The following is a 16,322-nucleotide window of genomic DNA, read 5'->3' as shown; positions in this document are numbered from 1 at the left end:
GGGGCGAAGCACGGCAGCGTTAAGCCCAGTGGCTTAGTGGATCCGGACGATGATCTCCGAATGGCCCAAGCGGATCACGTCGCCGTCGGCGAGCTGCCACTCCTGGATCGGTGCGTTGTTCACCGTGGTGCCGTTGGTCGAATTCAGATCCGAGAGCAGCGCGACCTGTCCGTCCCAGCGGATCTCGAGGTGACGGCGTGACACGCCGGTGTCGGGCAACCGGAACTGAGCGTCCTGGCCGCGGCCCACGATGTTGGAGCCCTCGCGAAGCTGATAGGTGCGACCGCTGCCGTCGTCGAGCTGCAGGGTGATCGTGGTCCCGCCGGCGCCGTAGCCGCCCTGGCCGTAGCCGCCGTAACCGCCCGCGGCTTGGCCGTAGTCGGCGGGCTGGCCGTAGTCGGCCTGCTGCCCATAGTCGGCCTGCTGGCCGTATTCCGCCGGCTGGCCGTACTCCGCCTGTTGGCCGTACTCGTACTCGGGGCTGGCCGCCTCGGGGTAGCCGCCGCCCTGACCGCCGTACGTGCCGCCCTGCACGGGTTCGGAGTACTGGGTGTACTCGCTCGAGCCGTAGTCCTGGCGGCCGTATCCGCCGCCCTGCTGGTAGCCCTGGTCGTAGCCACCGCCCTGCTCGGGGTAGGCCGGGCGCTGCTCCGGCGGGGCGTAGCCGCCCTCGTCCTGGCGGGCCGGACCCCGACCGTAATCGCCGTATCCGCCGTAGCCCTGCTGACCGCCGCCCTGCGGACCGCCGGGCGGGCCGTAGCCGCCGCCCTGCCGATACCCCTGGTCGTAGCCTTGGCCGCCGTAGCCGCCGGGGGCGGGCGGACGCTGCTCATAGGACTGCGGGTAACCGCCCTGTCCCTGTTCGGCGTAGCCGCGCTGGTCTGGGTAACCCTGCTGAGGGGGATAGCCGCCCTGACCCTGGTGGTCGGGGTAGCCGCGCTGGTCTGGGTAACCCTGCTGAGGCGGGTAGCCACCATGCCCCTGATCGGGGTAGCCGCCCTGGTCCGGGTAGCCGCCCTGCTCGGGATGCCGGGGCGGCGGGTAGCCCTGCTGGGGTGGATAGCCGCCCCCCTGCTCGGGCGGGTATCCACCCCGCTGGTCGGGTGCGCCCTGCTGGTCCGGGCCACCGCGCGCCTCGTCCTGGGGACGCCCGTAGCGGTCGTCGTAGTACTCGTCGCCGGGCCGCCCCGGCCCCTGAGCCCCGCGGTAGCCAGAATTGTCAGTCATTGCTGCTACTCCTCGTTCTTCGCCGAACGCGTTATTTGATTGTGGCCGGACGGGGTCGTCGACCGTCGGGCGGGGCTGAACATCAGGGTTGACAGCACCACGGGCGCGGTACTGGCCGGTGCGCAGGTTCGTCGACTGCTCGAACCGGACGACCACCTCACCATACGTTTGCCACCCCTGTTCGTGGATGTAGTCAGCCAAGTACCTCGCGAAAGCGCTCGACGTGAGATCCGGATCGGCGCTCACCTTCTCGAAGTCGTGCATACCGAGGGTAATGATGTATTCGTTGGGGGCCAAAAGGCGATTTCCGTGTAGCTTCTGCACCCCATCGCGCGCTTCGCGGCATAACAGGGCTTCGACCTCTTGCGGAACGATCGATCCACCGAATACCCGGGCGAAGGCATTGTCTACCGTCGCCTCGAGTTTGCGCTCGATCCGCGCAACCAGCCCCCGTTGGCTACTCATGTCCTACCGTTCGCGTGCACTTGCCATGAGGTATTGCCGGTGGACGGCAAACGAATCACCCCGGTGCTGGATCACTCCCGCATGGTATCGGGACAGCGTGCCGCCGCGGCACTTTCGAAATCGTGAGAACTGCATCGGCCCAGCTCAGCGCATTCCCGGCGGGCGGGTGCGCGCGCGGGACGTTGTGCGGGCCCACTGCGGCGGTTCGGGGATCGGGCCATTAGAGTGATATGGTCCATCGGTTGTTTTTCCGGGCGAGTGGCGGAATGGCAGACGCGCTGGCTTCAGGTGCCAGTGTCCTTCGGGACGTGGGGGTTCAAGTCCCCCTTCGCCCACAGAGCGGTTCGACGAAAAGTCACGGCCTCGCAAGAGGTCGTGACTTTTTTCGTGCGTGGGGGTGGATGTGCTGGCGCGACGTAAAGTCGGGCGCCATGGGCGATGGCAGGATTGCCCGATTGCAGGCCGAGGTCAATCGCCTCGCAGCGATGCTGAACGCTCCAGCAATCGAGGTCGGCATCGTGTTGAAGAACGACGACCGCAACATCTACGTCGATGACGACGGCCGGTATCACTACGACTACTGGGAGCGCGGTAGGCAAAAATTCGACCGTGTCGGTGACATCGACGAGGCGCTCTATTGGTTCGCCAAAGATGCCGCCTTCGATGTCGGCGGATTCTTCGCCGCCCGGCACAGCGCCCCTCAGCAGGACTCCCGCAGATTGCTGTGGGCAAAGCAGTTTGAGCTGCTGAACCGACTCAACCCACGCTGGGCCAAGCGCTGCGTGCGTGAAACCGCGGCAGAACTCCGGGGTTGGGGACTCTATGCAGATGTCGAGCTGTTGCCCGACATCCCCGAACGAAACGGTTGATAAAGCCGCTAGATCGTGACCGGTCCGCCTCGGCCCAGTACCGCCGCAACGCGTCCTTACTGCACCGTAGAACCGGGCGATTCGGCGGCCCAGCGGGTTTCCTGCCCGCCGGGGCTCAGAATTGGCGCCGGATGTCGAGGAGGTGGTGCTGCAGTTCGTGCACGGTGTGCACGGCGACCCAGCGCAACGACCGCTCACTGGTCTCGGGATAGTGATAGACGACCGTGCGATCCCAGTCCGCGGCGGAGAGCCGCGTCAGCACATTGCCGAATAGTGCTGCGGCGTCGGTGAGTTGGCGGGCGACCGCGGTGGGGTCCTGCTCGTTGTACCCCTCGTGCTCCGCGCGCTCCTCGCGACCCATGGGCGCGCAGTCGGCGCCGTTGACGCGCCGGGCTGCAAGCACCCGTTCGCGCTGCACGAGCAGCACATCTCGCAGATGACACGCGTACTCCAGCGGAGACCATACGTCCGGCCGCGGACGCCGCCGCACGTCGACGCCGTTATTACACAGAAGCGCAACAACTTCGGCCGCGCGGCCGCGCGTGTCGTCGGCGGCGGTTACGGCGCACCGCAGGTCGTAGGTGAATCCACAGTGGGCGCAGGGGTCTGCCACAAGACCATCATTTCAGACCGGCTCCGGGGCATTCGGGCAAAATAGCCACCCCGGCAGGAGCTACGCGACCGGGCGTAAAAGCGTTGTCGCCGTGAGTAATAGGAAGCGTCGCGACGGGGTCGCAGCTCATTCTGGCGGGCGCCGGCGACGACGGTGACACAACCCACACTTTGTGGTGAGGGTAGCCTTACCTAAATCAGCGCGGTATGGTCCCCGCATATGACCTTCTCCAATCCCCCTGTGCCCCGCACCCTCGAAGATCAGTTGGTCAGTATCCGCCATGATGACCGCCCCCTGAATCGCGAATCCGTCACGGTCACAAACGATTTGACCGGCGCGGGACCCCGCGCATGAACGTCCTTGCCGCCGCGATGCGTGAGGCGATGACCCGGTCACCGCACGACTTGGTGGTCCTGGACAAAGAGGCCGACCAATGGACGGCGTACCCGTGGCCCGAAGTCCACGGGATGGCCGAACGCATTGCTACGCGGCTGCTGCAGCAGGATCACGTCGGGGCCGTGGGGCTGGTCGGCGAGCCGACCGTCGAGCTGGTCGCCGCCATTCAGGGCGCGTGGCTGGCGGGCGCGGCGGTATCGATCCTCCCGCGCCCACGGCGCGGGGCCGATCCTTCCGATTGGGCGCACAGCACGTTGGCACGATTCAGCGGAGTCGGGGTCAGCATGGTCCTCAGCCACGGGTCCACGTTGCGCCTTCTCGGCGATGCCGAGTCCGCCTTGACCGTCTGCGACCTCCGCGAGGCCGCCCGCGCCCAAACATCGAACAGCCCTCACGGACAGGCGGAATCGAATCACGCGATCCTGCAGGGGACGGCCGGCTCGACCGGCGATCCGCGCACGGCCGTCTTATCGCCTGCCGCCGTGTTGAACAACATGCGCGGCATCGCCGACCGGCTCCAGCTCGACGGCTCGTCGGATCGCGGCTGTTCGTGGCTGCCGATCTATCACGACATGGGCTTGGCCTTCCTGCTCAGCTGCGCGCTGAGGGGGATGCCGTTATGGCAGGCGCCGACGGGCGCGTTCTCCGCCGCACCGCTGCGCTGGGCGGAATGGCTTTCGGCCAGCGCGGCGACGTTCACCGCCGGACCGAACTTCGGGTATGCCACGCTCGGCCGCTTCTCGGGCCGGGTGTCGGACGTCGACCTGGGACCGCTTCGGATTGCGATCAACGGCGGAGAACCCGTCGACTGCGCGGGATTCGATCAGTTCGCAACGGCCATGGCGCCCTTCGGTTTCCGCGCATCCGCGGCCACCCCGGCCTACGGGATGGCCGAGTCGACCTGCGCCGTCACGATGCCCGAACCCGCAACGGGGTTGCGCATCGACGAGCGCACCGAGTCCGGGACCCGCCAGAAGTATGCCCTGCTGGGCCGGCCGATCCCTGGCATGGAGCTACGGATACGCCCAGCCGAGAACACGCCGGACGATCGGATCGGAGAAGTCGAGATCCGTGGAACCTCCATGATGGACGGCTATTTCGGCGACGCCGGCTCCCCTGCGGGTCTCGACACGCAGTGGTTTCGCACGGGAGACATCGGCTACCTGGTGGACGGCGAGCTGACGATCTGCGGTCGTTCCAAGGAGGTCATCACCATCGCCGGCCGCAATATCTTTCCCACCGAAATCGAACAGGTCGCCGGACAAGTCGAGGGCGTGCGGCAAGGCGCAGTGGTGGCGGTCGGGTCCGAGTCCGGGGCCGCCCAGTCCCGGTTGCTCATCGCTGCGGAGTTCCTGGGTTCAGACCATGATGTGACCCGCAGCGCCGTTATCAAGCGGGTCATCTCGGTGTGCGGTGTGACCCCGGCCGACGTCGTTTTGATGCCTCCCGGCTCGCTGCCGCGTACCTCCTCGGGCAAGCTCCGGCGACTCGAGGTGGGCCGGCAGCTTGCCACCTGAGGCCGGCGGTTTCATGACGACCGGCCTCTCGGGGGCTGTGCTCCCGCGAGAGCTCACGGACATCAGCGAGGCGGTCCGCAAGGCTCCTCCCCCGCCGATACCGGAATTGGCGTGGCCCAACACGATTCGCGTTGCCGACCCCGACGGTCCGGACGCGGAAATGGTGGCGGAGTGGATGAACCGGCCGCATCTGGCCACCACCTGGGAGTACAACTGGCCGGTGGCCCGTTGGCGTACCCATCTGCGCGCCCAGGTCGAGGGCGCATACTCGCGGCCGCTCATCCTCAGCATCAAGGGTGTGGATCGCGCATACCTGGAGATCTACCGGGCCGCCAAGGACTCCATCGCCCGGTGTTACCCCAGCCAGCCACATGATCTGGGGCTGCACGGGGCGATCGCGGACGAGGAGATGGTGAACCGCGGCCTGGGCCCTCTGATACTTCGCAAGGTGATCGCCAGCATCATCGTCAATGACCCTGCGTGCCAACGGATTATGTTCGACCCGGACCATCGCAACACGACGGTGCGTCGGCTCTGCGAGTTTCTGGGTTGCGAATTCCTCGGTGAACACGACATGCCGAACCGGCGCATGGCGCTGTACGCGCTGGAGCGGACAACGGCTCATTAGATCTCGGCTTCCACCGTCACGAAAAGAACGTACGGACGGAACGCTTATCGGCACATTCCCTGGTATCGCGCCCCGGCGGCGCGTAGTGAATTGACCTCGGTGTCCGCATTAGTACGCTTATTCACAGCTCAGTACGGGGTGGAAATTCTGTCCGCGATGAGCTGCCTAAAGCAAGCGAGTCATCGACGGTGTCATGGGACTTCCCTATATAGATGAGAAGGCGCTTGTCGCCGAAGCTGGCGGCGACCCCTGGGCGATTAATGCAAGCCTCCAGGCGGGCAGCCCGTTGCACATCTCGAATCTAGCCGCTGCCTTTCATCGCGCGGGCCGATGCACCGCGGAGTCTGACAACGCCTTCCAGCAAGCCCGCAGCCGCTTCGAAGCCGCCTGGAACCACCAGGACGGCGGTCATCCGATCAACGACTCCGAAGAAGTCCAGCGGGTGGTGAAATCTCTTGGAGCGCAGTCGTTGCAGCTACCCAAGATCGGAGCGGACCTAGAGAACATCGCCGCGGCGTTGGCCGACGCACAGAAGGCCGGCGCGGCGCGGATCGCTGCTCTGGACGCGCAGTTGAAGAGCATCTCGGACTCGGTTGTGCAGGCCGTCAACCTGTTGAACAACGACAAAAGCCTCACCGCCGCCGACAAGGACGCAGTGCATGCGTTCATCAACACGTGTGAAGACGACGCCGTCCGGGACACCAAGGCGGCGCTCGCCGCACTGCAGTCAATTCGCAACGGCTACTCCGACGGCCTTAAGAAGTCGCTGGATAGCCTTCACGCCGAAGGGTATGACGGCGCGCCCCTCCACGGCGCCGACGCTGACGGTGTCGCCCCGCCGTCTCCCGCCCAACAAGCCGCGCTGGCGGAGATCCGCCAAGTCACCAAACAGGCGGTGGCGGACCAGCTGGCCAAGGTACGTGCTGCGCGGGACGCTCTCAATAAGGCCGCGGCCGACGCGTACACCCACGGCCCAGGGTCGCCGGAAGCCGAGGCCGCCAATGCCAAGCTGCCCAAGCTCAAGGACGATCTTGCGAAGGCTCTCGACGACCTGCGCAAGATACCCGACTACACCGGCATCGATCCCGCGTCGGTGAGCATCACCCCCGACGGGCATTTCATGTTCACCTACAACGACAAGGGACAGCCCGTACAGGTAATCGGCCAGCTCAAGAACGGATCGGGCGAGTTCTTTGACCAGGCCACCGGCACCTACTACAGCTTCAACGGCGGCAAGTTGACCGGCATGCGCACACCGGATCCCGGGCAAGTGGAAGCCACCCCCGAACCGCTATGGACCGCCATCACCCTGGCGGTCGGGGGGCCGGGGCTGAAGGCCGGCGGGGAGGCGCTTTTACAAGGCGCGAAGGCGCTATTCGGTCGAGAAGCGTTTGAGGGCCTGACGTCCGAAAGTCTGACGGCCAGTGGCATGACCGGGCCAGAGTTGCGTGGCGCCCTGGCCGAGGCGGATCTCCCCCCGCACGGTGCACCTGGGGTCGGAGGTGAACCCGTCCCCGGCACGCATCCTCTTGAGCCGCCTCCGGTCGAGCACGCTCCGCCGGCCGCTGACGCACCGGTCGAACATGCGCCAGCTGGGCCTCACGCACCTGTATTGCCCGACAGCCCACCGCCGCTGCCGCCGGATCACCCGCCGCCGCCACCACTTGCCCCCGACCACCCCTTGTTCGACGGATATCATCCGGTTGAGCCTGGCCCGGAATTCACCCACCCTGACGGCCGCCTGCGATATCCCGACGACACGTTGCCGACCAAGCCGTACGCGGTCCCCGGTACCGTCGTTCCCGACGCCCACCTCACCCCAGGCTCCACCCTCAGCCGATTTGGCAATCCAGGGGGCGCGTACATGGCTCCCGAGGGGACGCCCTTTGCTGAACTTTCACTGCCCCCGGGAAGTGCTGCCCAACCCTTCTACCAATACGTAGTGAAAGATCCGGCTGCGCTGCCTCCTGGCTGGCATATAGAGGGATCGGAGGCAGCGCCCTGGTTCCATCAACCGGGTGGAGGTCAGCAATATCGAATCATCAAACCAGATGGCACAAATGGTACCGTGGAACAGCTGGAACGTTTTGGCGTAGTGGTGCGGATACGGTGAGATGGTAGATTTTTCGCGTTTGACAGAAATTTGGTCAGAATGGGCGCCCAAAGCCGGGCTGGTTGGCGTCTCAACATCGTCCAGTTGTGATGACTGCAAAATCGCGTTCAAGGCGAATGATTACTCGGTCCATATTCGAGATGGCAACGATTGCTGGGCAATCGACATGGTCGATGACCGCGGCCATAAGCGCAAAGACGTTGCAACATTTTCGAGCTTTGACCTGGTAGAGAAGTATTTGGTGTGGGACTGGGCAACTCTCGCGCGCTCTGGCTTGGCGTCTGGCCCATTAGGCACCGACCTCTATAAGTTGGGTTATGCCGCCGGCGTTGAAGTGTCAGAGTTGGACAAAGGAAATATCGAGCTGTGCTTAGATGGTGAATGCGCCATTTTGGTGGTGGGCGACGCTACAATTTTCAGCCACATAATGCTTAAGTCGTTCGACGACCTGCTGGAAATCGCTAGCCAAGGCGGACTTTGAACGATTCCAACGTCCGAAATTTATCCGTGTCGGTCGACTGCGGCCTTCAGCAGAGGAGCGCGTTGGTGGCTCACCGTTCAATCGCGCGTGAGGTCTGACTCGAACTCCGACGCAAGTAGCGCTATGAGCGCACCCACCGGGAGATCTCCGGAGTGACGGGATCGGTGATGTCATTGAATTCGGGATGCTTCTTGAGCACCGTGCCGATCATCGAGCACACCGGAACAATGCGCTTACCCTCGTCGCGCGCCTCGTTGAGCGCCTCCTCGACCAGGATGGTCGCTAGCCCACGTCCGCCGTACGCCGGGTCGATTTCGGTGTGGTAGAAGACGCGCTGATCGCCACGGTCGGCGAAATCGGCCAGCCCGACCGTCTTACCGTCGACGGCGATCGTGTACTTCCCGTCCTCCAGGCGCACCGTTGCTTCGGCGCCGGTCTTATCGGTTGTCATCTGTGTTTCCCTTTCTTTGCGGTACTGGCCGTGGCCGGAGCCGAACGGTCGGCAGCGGTGGCGCGGGCAGCCGGGCGACGTTTCCCCGGTAGCCCTGGACGGCGCCGAATCGATCGTCGGCGTCCTCCCACAATCTGCGGTACTCGGCGATGTCCTGGTGGCTTCGCCCGACGAAGTTCCACCACATCACCAGCTCTTCGGTGAACGGCGCGCCGCCGAGCAGCAGCACTCGTGCCGGCCCCTCCCCCGCGTTGTGCATGTGCAGCTGCGCCGGCCCGGGGCTTCGATACGCCAGGTCGGCGATCGTCAGGGCCGTCCCGTCCACGCGCACGGTCCCTAAGTCACAGAGCACCCCGTGCTCGAAGGTCGGGTCGACGTCAACGTCCAGCGTGGTCCCGGGGTCGAGTTCGATCTGGGCGCCCAATAGCGGTGTGAATGTTGGTACCGGCGAACGGCTTCCGGCCAGCTCACCGAGAAAGACGCGCGCCCGCGCGCCCGGCAATGCCACGGGCGGCGGTGTGTAATGGGCGAAGTCTCGCCCGGTGTCGCGGTCGGAGGCGGGCAGCGCGACCCAGAGCTGGACACCGTGCAAGGGGGCGCCGGAATCCACCGACACTTCCGAATGACAAATGCCGGCCCCGGCGGTCATCAGGTTCAGCTCGCCGGGCCGAACAGCCGCGTGTACGCCGGCGCTGTCGCGGTGCTCCACTTCCCCACTGAACAACCAGCTGACGGTTTGTAGTCCCGTGTGCGGGTGCGGCGGCACATCCATCCGCGCGGCCACCGGCCCGTAATGGTCGACGAAACACCACGCGCCGACGAGTGAGCGCTGCCGTTGCGGAAGCATGCGTTGCACCCGAATCGCCCTCGGGCCGCCCAACGGCACTTCGCGCGGATGCAGCACTTCCACCATCGTGGGGGCGTCCGAGTGTTGTGCAGCGGCACAGGAGAGTTCGGCCGGGGCGACCTCTAGGTTGCTCATCGTCCATCCTCCGTCGCGGGGCCCGCACGCAGCGCCGTCATCCGCGACCGTACCCGGCGTCCCTACTTGCGCGGGGGCCGCAGCACCTTCATGGCGAGCCGCATGACAGGCTCGGGCACCCGATCCTTCATCGACAGCGCGCTATCGGCGGCCCGTGACCGCAACGGGGTGCCGCGCCCGAAGACCCGGTTCAGCGCTCCCCCGGACGGCTCGAGGACCACATGCAGCGGCGGGGTCCCGACGGCGGCGCCCAGCGCGTTGGAGATGACCATCCGCTGGATCTCGCTGGTGCCTTCAAAGATGGTGTACAGCTTGGCATCCCGATACCACTTCTCGACGGGATGGTCGGTGATGTAGCCCCAGCCGCCCATGGTCTGGATGGCACGTTCGGTGGCCTTCACCGCGACTTCGCTGGCGGCCATCTTCGACATCGAACCTTCTCCCCGCTCGAAGGGAACGTTGTTGGCCGCCATCCACGACGCACGCCAGGTCAGCAGCCGCGCGGCGTCGATCTGGGTGGCCAGCTCCGCCAGCGGGAAGGCGATGCCCTGGTTGTCGATGATCGGCCCGCCGAAGGCCTCGCGCTCGGTGGCGTACGTGGTGGCGTATTCGAGTGCCGCACGCGCGATGCCGATGGCCTGGGCGGCGACCATGGGCCGGGTCTGCTCGAAGGTGCCCAGCGTCGCCGAACCGGACCGCTTGCCGCCAGCCACCACCTCCCTGGCCTTAGCGAGCTTGTGCTCCAGCTTCTCTTGTCCGCCAAGCAGATTCGCTCCGGGAACGCGCACACCTTCGAAGAGCAACTCGGCGGTATGGGAGGCCCGGCAACCCAACTTGTCCAGCTTTCGCACCAGCTTCAGGCCCGGTGTGCCACCGGGCACGACGAACAAGGCCTGACCGCGGTGGCCGAGCTCCTCGTCGACCACGGCGTTGACCACGTGCACGTTGGCGATGCCGCCATTGCCGATCCACATCTTATGGCCGTCGATGATCCAGTCGTCACCGTCGCGACGCGCGTGGGTACGCAGGTTGCGCACATCGCTGCCGCCCTCGGGCTCCGAGATCGCCAGTGCCGCGAGCTTGAGATCGCCTGGGGTGCCGAAACATTCGGGCGCCCACTCCAGCATCTGCTCGGGAGACGCGGCTTGCCCGATCGCCGACAGTGCCAGCGCCGGCATGACAATCGCCAAACCGATCCCGGCACAACCCCAAAACAGCTCCTCCATGAACATCGGTAGGGAGATGCCGGTCGGATCACCGATCAGATCGCGGTAAAACAGCGGGCTGTAAAAGCCGCGCCGAGCCGCCTCCTCGAGCACCGGCCACGGGAACTCCTGGCGCTGGTCATACTCAAGCGCTACCGGACGGATGCATTCTTCGGCGAACTCGTGTGTGCGCCTGGCAAGGTCGTGCTGTGCTGCCGTCGGGGTCAGGTCGAACGTCATGGGTGCGCCTCTGGGTCGACAGACTGGTTCTGCCGACCCCGACTACCCCATTGACCGGCTCAGCAAACTGCTGCCCCGGCTGTCGCCGAATTGTCAGGCGGCCGAACGGGGTTTGATTTGCGCCAACGGCAGGTGCAGCACGACCGCGGGCACCGCGACGGCCTCGTGTTCGTGGCGTGCCAGCAGCGCCGCGTTCTCGGGCAGCTGTCGGGCATTGATCTCGCCGGAGGCGATGCGTCGCAGGACCTCGTGGGCGTGCGCGAGCTGTTCCCGCTTGCGGTACTGGCCGCCCGGTAGCTTCACGCCCGCCCACACGCCGTACTCCTCGCGGTGCGCGATGGCGTGTGCGGCGCACCGACGCTGCTGCGCCAGCGGGCAGCGGCGCAGGCACTGGATTCGCGCCTCGGTGGCCGACCGCTCGTACGCGCGCGCCTTCGCGGCGCCGTCACCACCGTCGTCGTCGGGGTAGCCGAACCAAAGTTCCGGGTTGGCTGCGCAGGGGTGTCCCATGTCGGTCTCCTTGTCGAGCGTGAAACGTAGACAGAAGCGTATACAAATGATGCCGCGCGACGCAAGAGAAACGTGACAGAAACGTATAAACCGATAACCCCGACCGCCCCTGTGTAATATCCGGCCCATGGCCGGAGCGTGCGGTGACCCGTGAATCCGCTGGTGCGGCTATCCGCGCGTTGCGTGAATCGCGCGATTGGTCACTAGCCGATCTCGCCGCCGCGACCGGGGTCAGCATCATGGGACTGAGCTTTTTGGAGCGCGGCGCCCGCAAGCCGCACAAAAGCACAGTTCAAAAGATCGAGAACGGCCTTGGCCTGCCACCGGGCACCTATTCGCGGCTCCTGGTGGCCGCCGATCCGGAGGCCGAGCTGGCGCGTTTGATGGCCGCCCAGCCGCCCGCCCCGGTGCCCGCGCGGCGCAGCGGGCCGGTCGTGGTCGACCGCCACAGCGACACGGAAGTGCTGGAAGGCTATGCCGAGGCACAGCTCGACGCCCTCAAATCCGTCATCGATCGACTGCCTGCGACAACATCAAACGAATATGAGACGTATATTCTGTCTGTGATCGCGCAATGCGTGAAGGCCGAGATGCTGGCCGCCAGCTCCTGGCGGGTGGCGGTGGGTGCCGGGGCCGACTCGACCGGCCGGTTGATGGAGCATTTGCGGGCCTTGGAGGCGACCCGCGCAGCGCTGTTGAAGCGGATGCCGAACAGCCTGGGCGCCCGCTTCGACCGGGCGTGCACGCAGTCGTCATTGCCGGAGACCGTCATCGCCGCACTCGTCGGCGTTGATGTCGACGAGATGTGGGACATCCGCAACCGGGGAGCGATCCCGCCGGGCGCCCTCCCCCGCGTGCGTGCCTTCACCGACGCCGTCGAGTCGCAACCAGAAGGTGCGAGCCAGGACGACGACGGGGGACATCGTGAATGACACCGACGTCGAGGCGCTGAGCCGGGCCCATCAACTGTTCGCCGGCCGTACCCAGCCGTCATCCCTGGATACGGCGACCGGGCATTACCGCAACGTGTTGCAGCGCGCCGCCCGGTTGGGCAACACGATGGCGCACGGCGGTTACCAACTCGCGGTCGACCACAGCCGGCAACGCCTCACGGCGGCAGCCGGCACCGACGCCGCGGCCGGTGACATCATCGCCGGCGCGCACCGCGACCGGGCGCAGGCGCGCGAGCTGACCAGGACGGTCCTGGACGCGGCCCTCGCCGATGCCGCCACGACGCCGTCGACGCCGTTGGCCCAGCGAGAGGCGCTGCGGCGGCGCGCGACTCGGGTACGGGCGCAGCGGGCCCACGTCGTGTCGGCCCGCCTGCGCGCGCGACGGCGCCACGCGGAACTGCTCGCTTTGCGCTATCGGCTGCGGCGGCTGGGCATCTCGGGGCTGCGGGGCGTGCCGGCCGACCGAGCGGCGGTGGCGGTGCGTGCGGCATTGTCCCGACTGGGCCGACCGTACGTGTGGGGCGCGACCGGACCCGACCAGTTCGATTGTTCGGGCCTGGTCCAGTGGAGCTACGCCCAGGCCGGTATTCACCTGGATCGCACCACCTATCAACAGATCAACGACGGTATCCCGGTGGCCCGCACGCAAGTGCGGCCCGGGGATCTGGTGTTTCCGCACGCCGGTCACGTGCAGCTGGCCATCGGGAACAACCTCGTTGTGGAGGCGCCCTATTCGGGTGCCTCGGTGCGAATCAGCCGACTGGGCAACAATGTTGTGATCCGCCGACCGATATGACAGAACACGAGCGCCCGATGACGCGGGCACGACGAGAAGGGTGAGCCGATGCCGGAACAACCCGGACCTTCGTTAGAGGCCGTCGAGGCGCGGCGCTCGGCACTGGCGAGTCAGCATGGCGCCGCGTCCGAAGCCGACCGTTTGCTGAACGAGGTGCTTTCCAGCGCTCACGATGCGGCGCGCGAGAGCGTCAGGCGGCTGGACTCCATCGCCGAACAGATCGACCACGCGACCGTGCACCAGGCGGACCTCGCCCTCGATACGCCCATGGGGGCGCGTGAGTTTCAGAAATTCCTGCTGGCCAAGCAACGCGAGATCGCGTCGGTCGTGGCCGATGCGCGCGAGTTCGGGCAGGCGAAAAAGGCTGTGCTGCAGAGTCTTCGGGACCAGTACGCCGCCGAAAGCGGCTAACCGGAACTAGTCCACACCGCCCAGCGCACTGAATTGTCACCGACCATGCCCGTGAGTACCGTCGCCCGACATGGAGGGGTCGCGTGTTTTCCGGCAGCAGCGTTCGGGCGGGCTGCGCCGCCGCCCGCCCGGCTGATGTCCGCGTATGACGACCTGCTCGCCGCGGTCAAATACGTGCGAGACCGCACCGGCGATCCGAACGCATGGCAGACGGGCTTGGCGCCTGCTGAAGTGACCGCCGTGATCACCCCGACCACCCGGCCCGACCAGGTTGAGGCGATCTTGCGCAAGATCCGCCAACAGCACCCAGGCGTCTTCGGCGCGGGAGCAACCCCCGAGCCGCCCGTGGGCAGGCCGCCCGCCGAAACCACGCCGGATCGCGAATCGGGCGAGGCGGCAGATGCCATCGCACACGCCGAAGCCGCTCTGGCACAACAGAACTCGGCCAGCTCCCAACTGGACATGCAGGTGGTCTCGGCCATCCTGAACGCGCACCTGCGGGCGGTGGACGGCAGAGACGCGCTCACCAGGCTGCAACAAGAGACCGAAGCGGCCGTACGGACCAGGTCAGACCTGGACACACCGGCGGGAGCGCGCGACTTCCAGCGGTTCCTCATCGGCAAGCTCCGCGATATCCGCGAGGTCGTCCTGAACGCCAGCCTGGACGACACGTCGAAGTCAGCGCTGATGGCCGCCTGGACGTCGCTGTACGACGCCTCCAAGGGCGACCCGAAGCCTGCCGGCGAACAACCGCGGGCGGCGGTGGCCGTTGGCGATGCGCCGGCGGCGGGAGCGCCCGACGATCCCGACGCCGAGTGGGATCCGCTGCTGGACTCCTTATTCGGCGACGGTGATGGTCTGCTGCCCGGCGATGTTCCCGGCCTGGATCCAACCGCCGGCGCCGCGATCCCGCCCGCGTCGCAACAGCCGTTCGCACCGGCCATGCCCACCTTTGGTGGCGGGTCCCTGCCGGGGCTGGGCTCGGTGCCCGGATCCATGGCCGGTTGGGACGGGGCCGGCGGCCTTTCCGGCTTACGCGGTGCCGACGGGACCGACCCGGCTCTGGAAGAACCGGCCGACGACGAACTGCCCGACGCCCAAGACCAGGATCCGGGCGCGCAGGACGCCTCGAACGAGGCCGGCGACGGGACCGACGATCAGCCGGGCTCGTCGGATGAGCCGACGGCCGGCCCCACACCGGTGACCCTGCCGGACGGTGAAACGGTCACCGCTGCGAGCCCGCAGTTGGCCGCCGCGATCAAGGCCGCCGTCGCCGGCACCCCGATAGCGGAGGCCTTCCAACAGCAGGGAATGATCATCCCCCCGCCGGGAACCGCGGTCCCGAGCCCCATCGATTCCCTGCAGGTGACGCCGGGCGATATCGGGATGTTCACCGATCGTCACGCGCTGGCCCTCAGCCCCGGCAAGGCGCTGCTCGACGGCCAAATTCAACGCATCGCCACCGTGAGCGGGCCGAGCTTCCTAGGCTGGGAGCATCCGCCGGCGGCGACCGCGGCACCAGCGACGCCGGCCAAGCCTGACCCACCGACACCTACCCGGCCGGCGACCTCGTCGACCACCTGACAAAAATGAACTCGTCGGCAGTGCCGGCGGTCGTCAACAGGAGACAGCGGATGGCAGATTCGATTCATGTAGTGCCTGCGCACCTACGTCAGGCTGCCGCGCACCACCAGGACACCTCGGAGTACCTGCGTACCGTCCCGTCGTCGCACCCCGCGATCCAAGAGAGCCTCGATTCGCTCGGGCCGATCTTCAGCGAGCTGCGTGACGCGGGCCGTGAGCTGCTGGAACTTCGACGCCAGTGCTACGAGCAGCAAGCTGCCGACCACGCCGATTTGGCTGACAAGCTGACCGATTCGGCGGCGATGTGGGAACAGCACGAGCAGGAGGCGGCCGGGAAGTTCGGCGACATCGTCGACCGCGGTCGATGACCGACGCGAATCCCGCTTTCGACACCGTTCACCCGAGTGGACACATCCTCGTCCGCTCCTGCCGCGGCGGCTACATGCACAGCGTCGCGCTGAGCGAAGAGGCGATGGAAACCGATGCCGAGACGCTGGCGCAGGGCATTCTGCTGACCGCCGACGTCTCATGCCTCAAAGCGTTGCTGGAAATTCGCGACGAGATCGTCGCCGCCGGGCATACGCCCTCCGCGGAGGTTCCGACCCCGCGCGACCTCGACGCGGCCATCGAAAAGTTGCTGGCGCACAAACTGCGTCGCCGCAACGGCGCGATCTAGCGGGCCGTCATGCGCGCCGCCGGCCTAGCGGAGCCACGGCTTGGCGACGCTGGGATCGGGCGCGATACCGGTCGGCGGCTCTACCGGGTTGGGGCCGAACAACTCTCGTGCGCGAGCCAGCAAGGTGCGGACCTCGTCGAGTTGCTGCTGCAGTGCAGAATCAGCCATGTCCTCACGCTACCCAGGGCCCTGCGAACACACAATT

18 protein-coding genes and 1 tRNA gene are annotated in these 16,322 nt (G+C 66.5%); 12 read left to right on the top strand and 7 right to left on the bottom strand.

The window, feature by feature from the left end; genetic code table 11:
• Positions 1-33: 33 nt before the first annotated feature.
• Positions 34-1,692, bottom strand: coding sequence for a DUF3662 and FHA domain-containing protein (locus A5624_RS03860; protein WP_066861781.1), 1,659 nt, complete (start codon positions 1,690-1,692; stop codon positions 34-36).
• Positions 1,693-1,944: 252 nt separating this feature from the next.
• On the opposite strand from A5624_RS03860, the gene A5624_RS03855 reads away from it, so the two are divergent.
• Together A5624_RS03855 and A5624_RS03850 are read left to right on the top strand one after the other, a co-directional pair.
• Positions 1,945-2,027: transfer RNA gene (locus A5624_RS03855), tRNA-Leu, on the top strand.
• A gap of 96 nt (positions 2,028-2,123) precedes the next feature.
• Positions 2,124-2,561, top strand: coding sequence for an Imm63 family immunity protein (locus tag A5624_RS03850; RefSeq protein WP_066861778.1), 438 nt, complete (start codon positions 2,124-2,126; stop codon positions 2,559-2,561).
• Positions 2,562-2,676: 115 nt separating this feature from the next.
• Here the strand turns inward: A5624_RS03850 and A5624_RS03845 are convergent, their stop codons facing one another.
• Complete coding sequence (locus tag A5624_RS03845; RefSeq protein WP_066861977.1) at positions 2,677-3,135, bottom strand: DinB family protein; 459 nt, start codon at positions 3,133-3,135, stop codon at positions 2,677-2,679.
• A 389-nt stretch (positions 3,136-3,524) separates the two neighbouring features.
• Here A5624_RS03845 and mbtM point away from each other — a divergent pair, with 389 nt between their 5' ends.
• The 4 genes from mbtM to A5624_RS28870 all read left to right on the top strand — a co-directional run bounded on the left by mbtM (position 3,525) and on the right by A5624_RS28870 (position 8,309).
• The gene (gene mbtM, locus A5624_RS03840; RefSeq protein ID WP_066861775.1) at positions 3,525-5,087 is read left to right on the top strand and encodes a long-chain-fatty acid--ACP ligase MbtM; all 1,563 of its coding nucleotides are present in this window, start codon (positions 3,525-3,527) and stop codon (positions 5,085-5,087) included.
• Positions 5,088-5,124: 37 nt separating this feature from the next.
• Positions 5,125-5,715 carry a GNAT family N-acetyltransferase gene (locus A5624_RS03835; RefSeq protein ID WP_066861772.1) on the top strand — a complete coding sequence of 197 codons (591 nt, stop codon included), beginning with the start codon at positions 5,125-5,127 and terminating at the stop codon, positions 5,713-5,715.
• A gap of 193 nt (positions 5,716-5,908) precedes the next feature.
• Complete coding sequence (locus tag A5624_RS03830; protein WP_066861769.1) at positions 5,909-7,828, top strand: glycohydrolase toxin TNT-related protein; 1,920 nt, start codon at positions 5,909-5,911, stop codon at positions 7,826-7,828.
• Between the two features lies 1 nt (position 7,829).
• A complete protein-coding gene (locus tag A5624_RS28870; protein WP_232002195.1) occupies positions 7,830-8,309 on the top strand; it encodes a hypothetical protein in 480 nt (159 codons plus the stop codon).
• A 121-nt stretch (positions 8,310-8,430) separates the two neighbouring features.
• Here the strand turns inward: A5624_RS28870 and A5624_RS03820 are convergent, their stop codons facing one another.
• The 4 genes from A5624_RS03820 to A5624_RS03805 form a co-directional block, all read right to left on the bottom strand.
• Positions 8,431-8,760 carry a GNAT family N-acetyltransferase gene (locus tag A5624_RS03820; RefSeq protein ID WP_066861766.1) on the bottom strand — a complete coding sequence of 110 codons (330 nt, stop codon included), beginning with the start codon at positions 8,758-8,760 and terminating at the stop codon, positions 8,431-8,433.
• On the bottom strand, positions 8,747-9,742 hold the full coding sequence (locus A5624_RS03815; RefSeq protein WP_066861764.1) for a pirin family protein: 996 nt from the start codon (positions 9,740-9,742) through the stop codon (positions 8,747-8,749). The genes A5624_RS03820 and A5624_RS03815 overlap by 14 nt, the downstream gene beginning before the upstream one ends.
• Positions 9,743-9,804: 62 nt before the next feature.
• Positions 9,805-11,187, bottom strand: a complete 1,383-nt coding sequence (locus tag A5624_RS03810; RefSeq protein WP_066861762.1) for an acyl-CoA dehydrogenase family protein — start codon at positions 11,185-11,187, stop codon at positions 9,805-9,807.
• Positions 11,188-11,280: 93 nt separating this feature from the next.
• Positions 11,281-11,697: a WhiB family transcriptional regulator gene (locus A5624_RS03805; protein WP_066861759.1), complete on the bottom strand. Its 417-nt coding sequence runs from the start codon at positions 11,695-11,697 to the stop codon at positions 11,281-11,283.
• Positions 11,698-11,840: 143 nt separating this feature from the next.
• On the opposite strand from A5624_RS03805, the gene A5624_RS03800 reads away from it, so the two are divergent.
• The 6 genes from A5624_RS03800 (at position 11,841) to A5624_RS03775 (ending at position 16,117) form a co-directional block, all read left to right on the top strand.
• Positions 11,841-12,629 (top strand): helix-turn-helix domain-containing protein, encoded by a 789-nt coding sequence (locus A5624_RS03800; protein ID WP_066861754.1) that lies wholly within the window; start codon positions 11,841-11,843, stop codon positions 12,627-12,629.
• On the top strand, positions 12,622-13,446 hold the full coding sequence (locus A5624_RS03795) for a C40 family peptidase (protein ID WP_066861751.1): 825 nt from the start codon (positions 12,622-12,624) through the stop codon (positions 13,444-13,446). Before A5624_RS03800 ends, A5624_RS03795 begins: the two co-directional genes overlap by 8 nt.
• Before the next feature lie 48 nt (positions 13,447-13,494).
• A complete protein-coding gene (locus A5624_RS03790) occupies positions 13,495-13,857 on the top strand; it encodes a DUF4226 domain-containing protein (protein WP_066861748.1) in 363 nt (120 codons plus the stop codon).
• Between the two features lie 135 nt (positions 13,858-13,992).
• Positions 13,993-15,441 carry a DUF4226 domain-containing protein gene (locus A5624_RS03785; protein ID WP_066861745.1) on the top strand — a complete coding sequence of 483 codons (1,449 nt, stop codon included), beginning with the start codon at positions 13,993-13,995 and terminating at the stop codon, positions 15,439-15,441.
• Between the two features lie 50 nt (positions 15,442-15,491).
• A complete protein-coding gene (locus A5624_RS03780; RefSeq protein WP_066861971.1) occupies positions 15,492-15,809 on the top strand; it encodes an ESX-1 secretion-associated protein in 318 nt (105 codons plus the stop codon).
• Positions 15,806-16,117 carry a DUF2694 family protein gene (locus tag A5624_RS03775; protein WP_066861738.1) on the top strand — a complete coding sequence of 104 codons (312 nt, stop codon included), beginning with the start codon at positions 15,806-15,808 and terminating at the stop codon, positions 16,115-16,117. Before A5624_RS03780 ends, A5624_RS03775 begins: the two co-directional genes overlap by 4 nt.
• Positions 16,118-16,141: 24 nt before the next feature.
• Here the strand turns inward: A5624_RS03775 and A5624_RS28450 are convergent, their stop codons facing one another.
• Positions 16,142-16,285, bottom strand: a complete 144-nt coding sequence (locus A5624_RS28450; protein ID WP_170880091.1) for a hypothetical protein — start codon at positions 16,283-16,285, stop codon at positions 16,142-16,144.
• Positions 16,286-16,322: the final 37 nt, after the last annotated feature.

Origin of the sequence: Mycobacterium sp. 1482292.6, assembly GCF_001672995.1 — a bacterium.
Taxonomy (GTDB): domain Bacteria; phylum Actinomycetota; class Actinomycetes; order Mycobacteriales; family Mycobacteriaceae; genus Mycobacterium; species Mycobacterium europaeum_A.
Note: the sequence above shows the minus strand (reverse complement) of the source record. Positions and strands in the feature narration are given on the sequence as shown.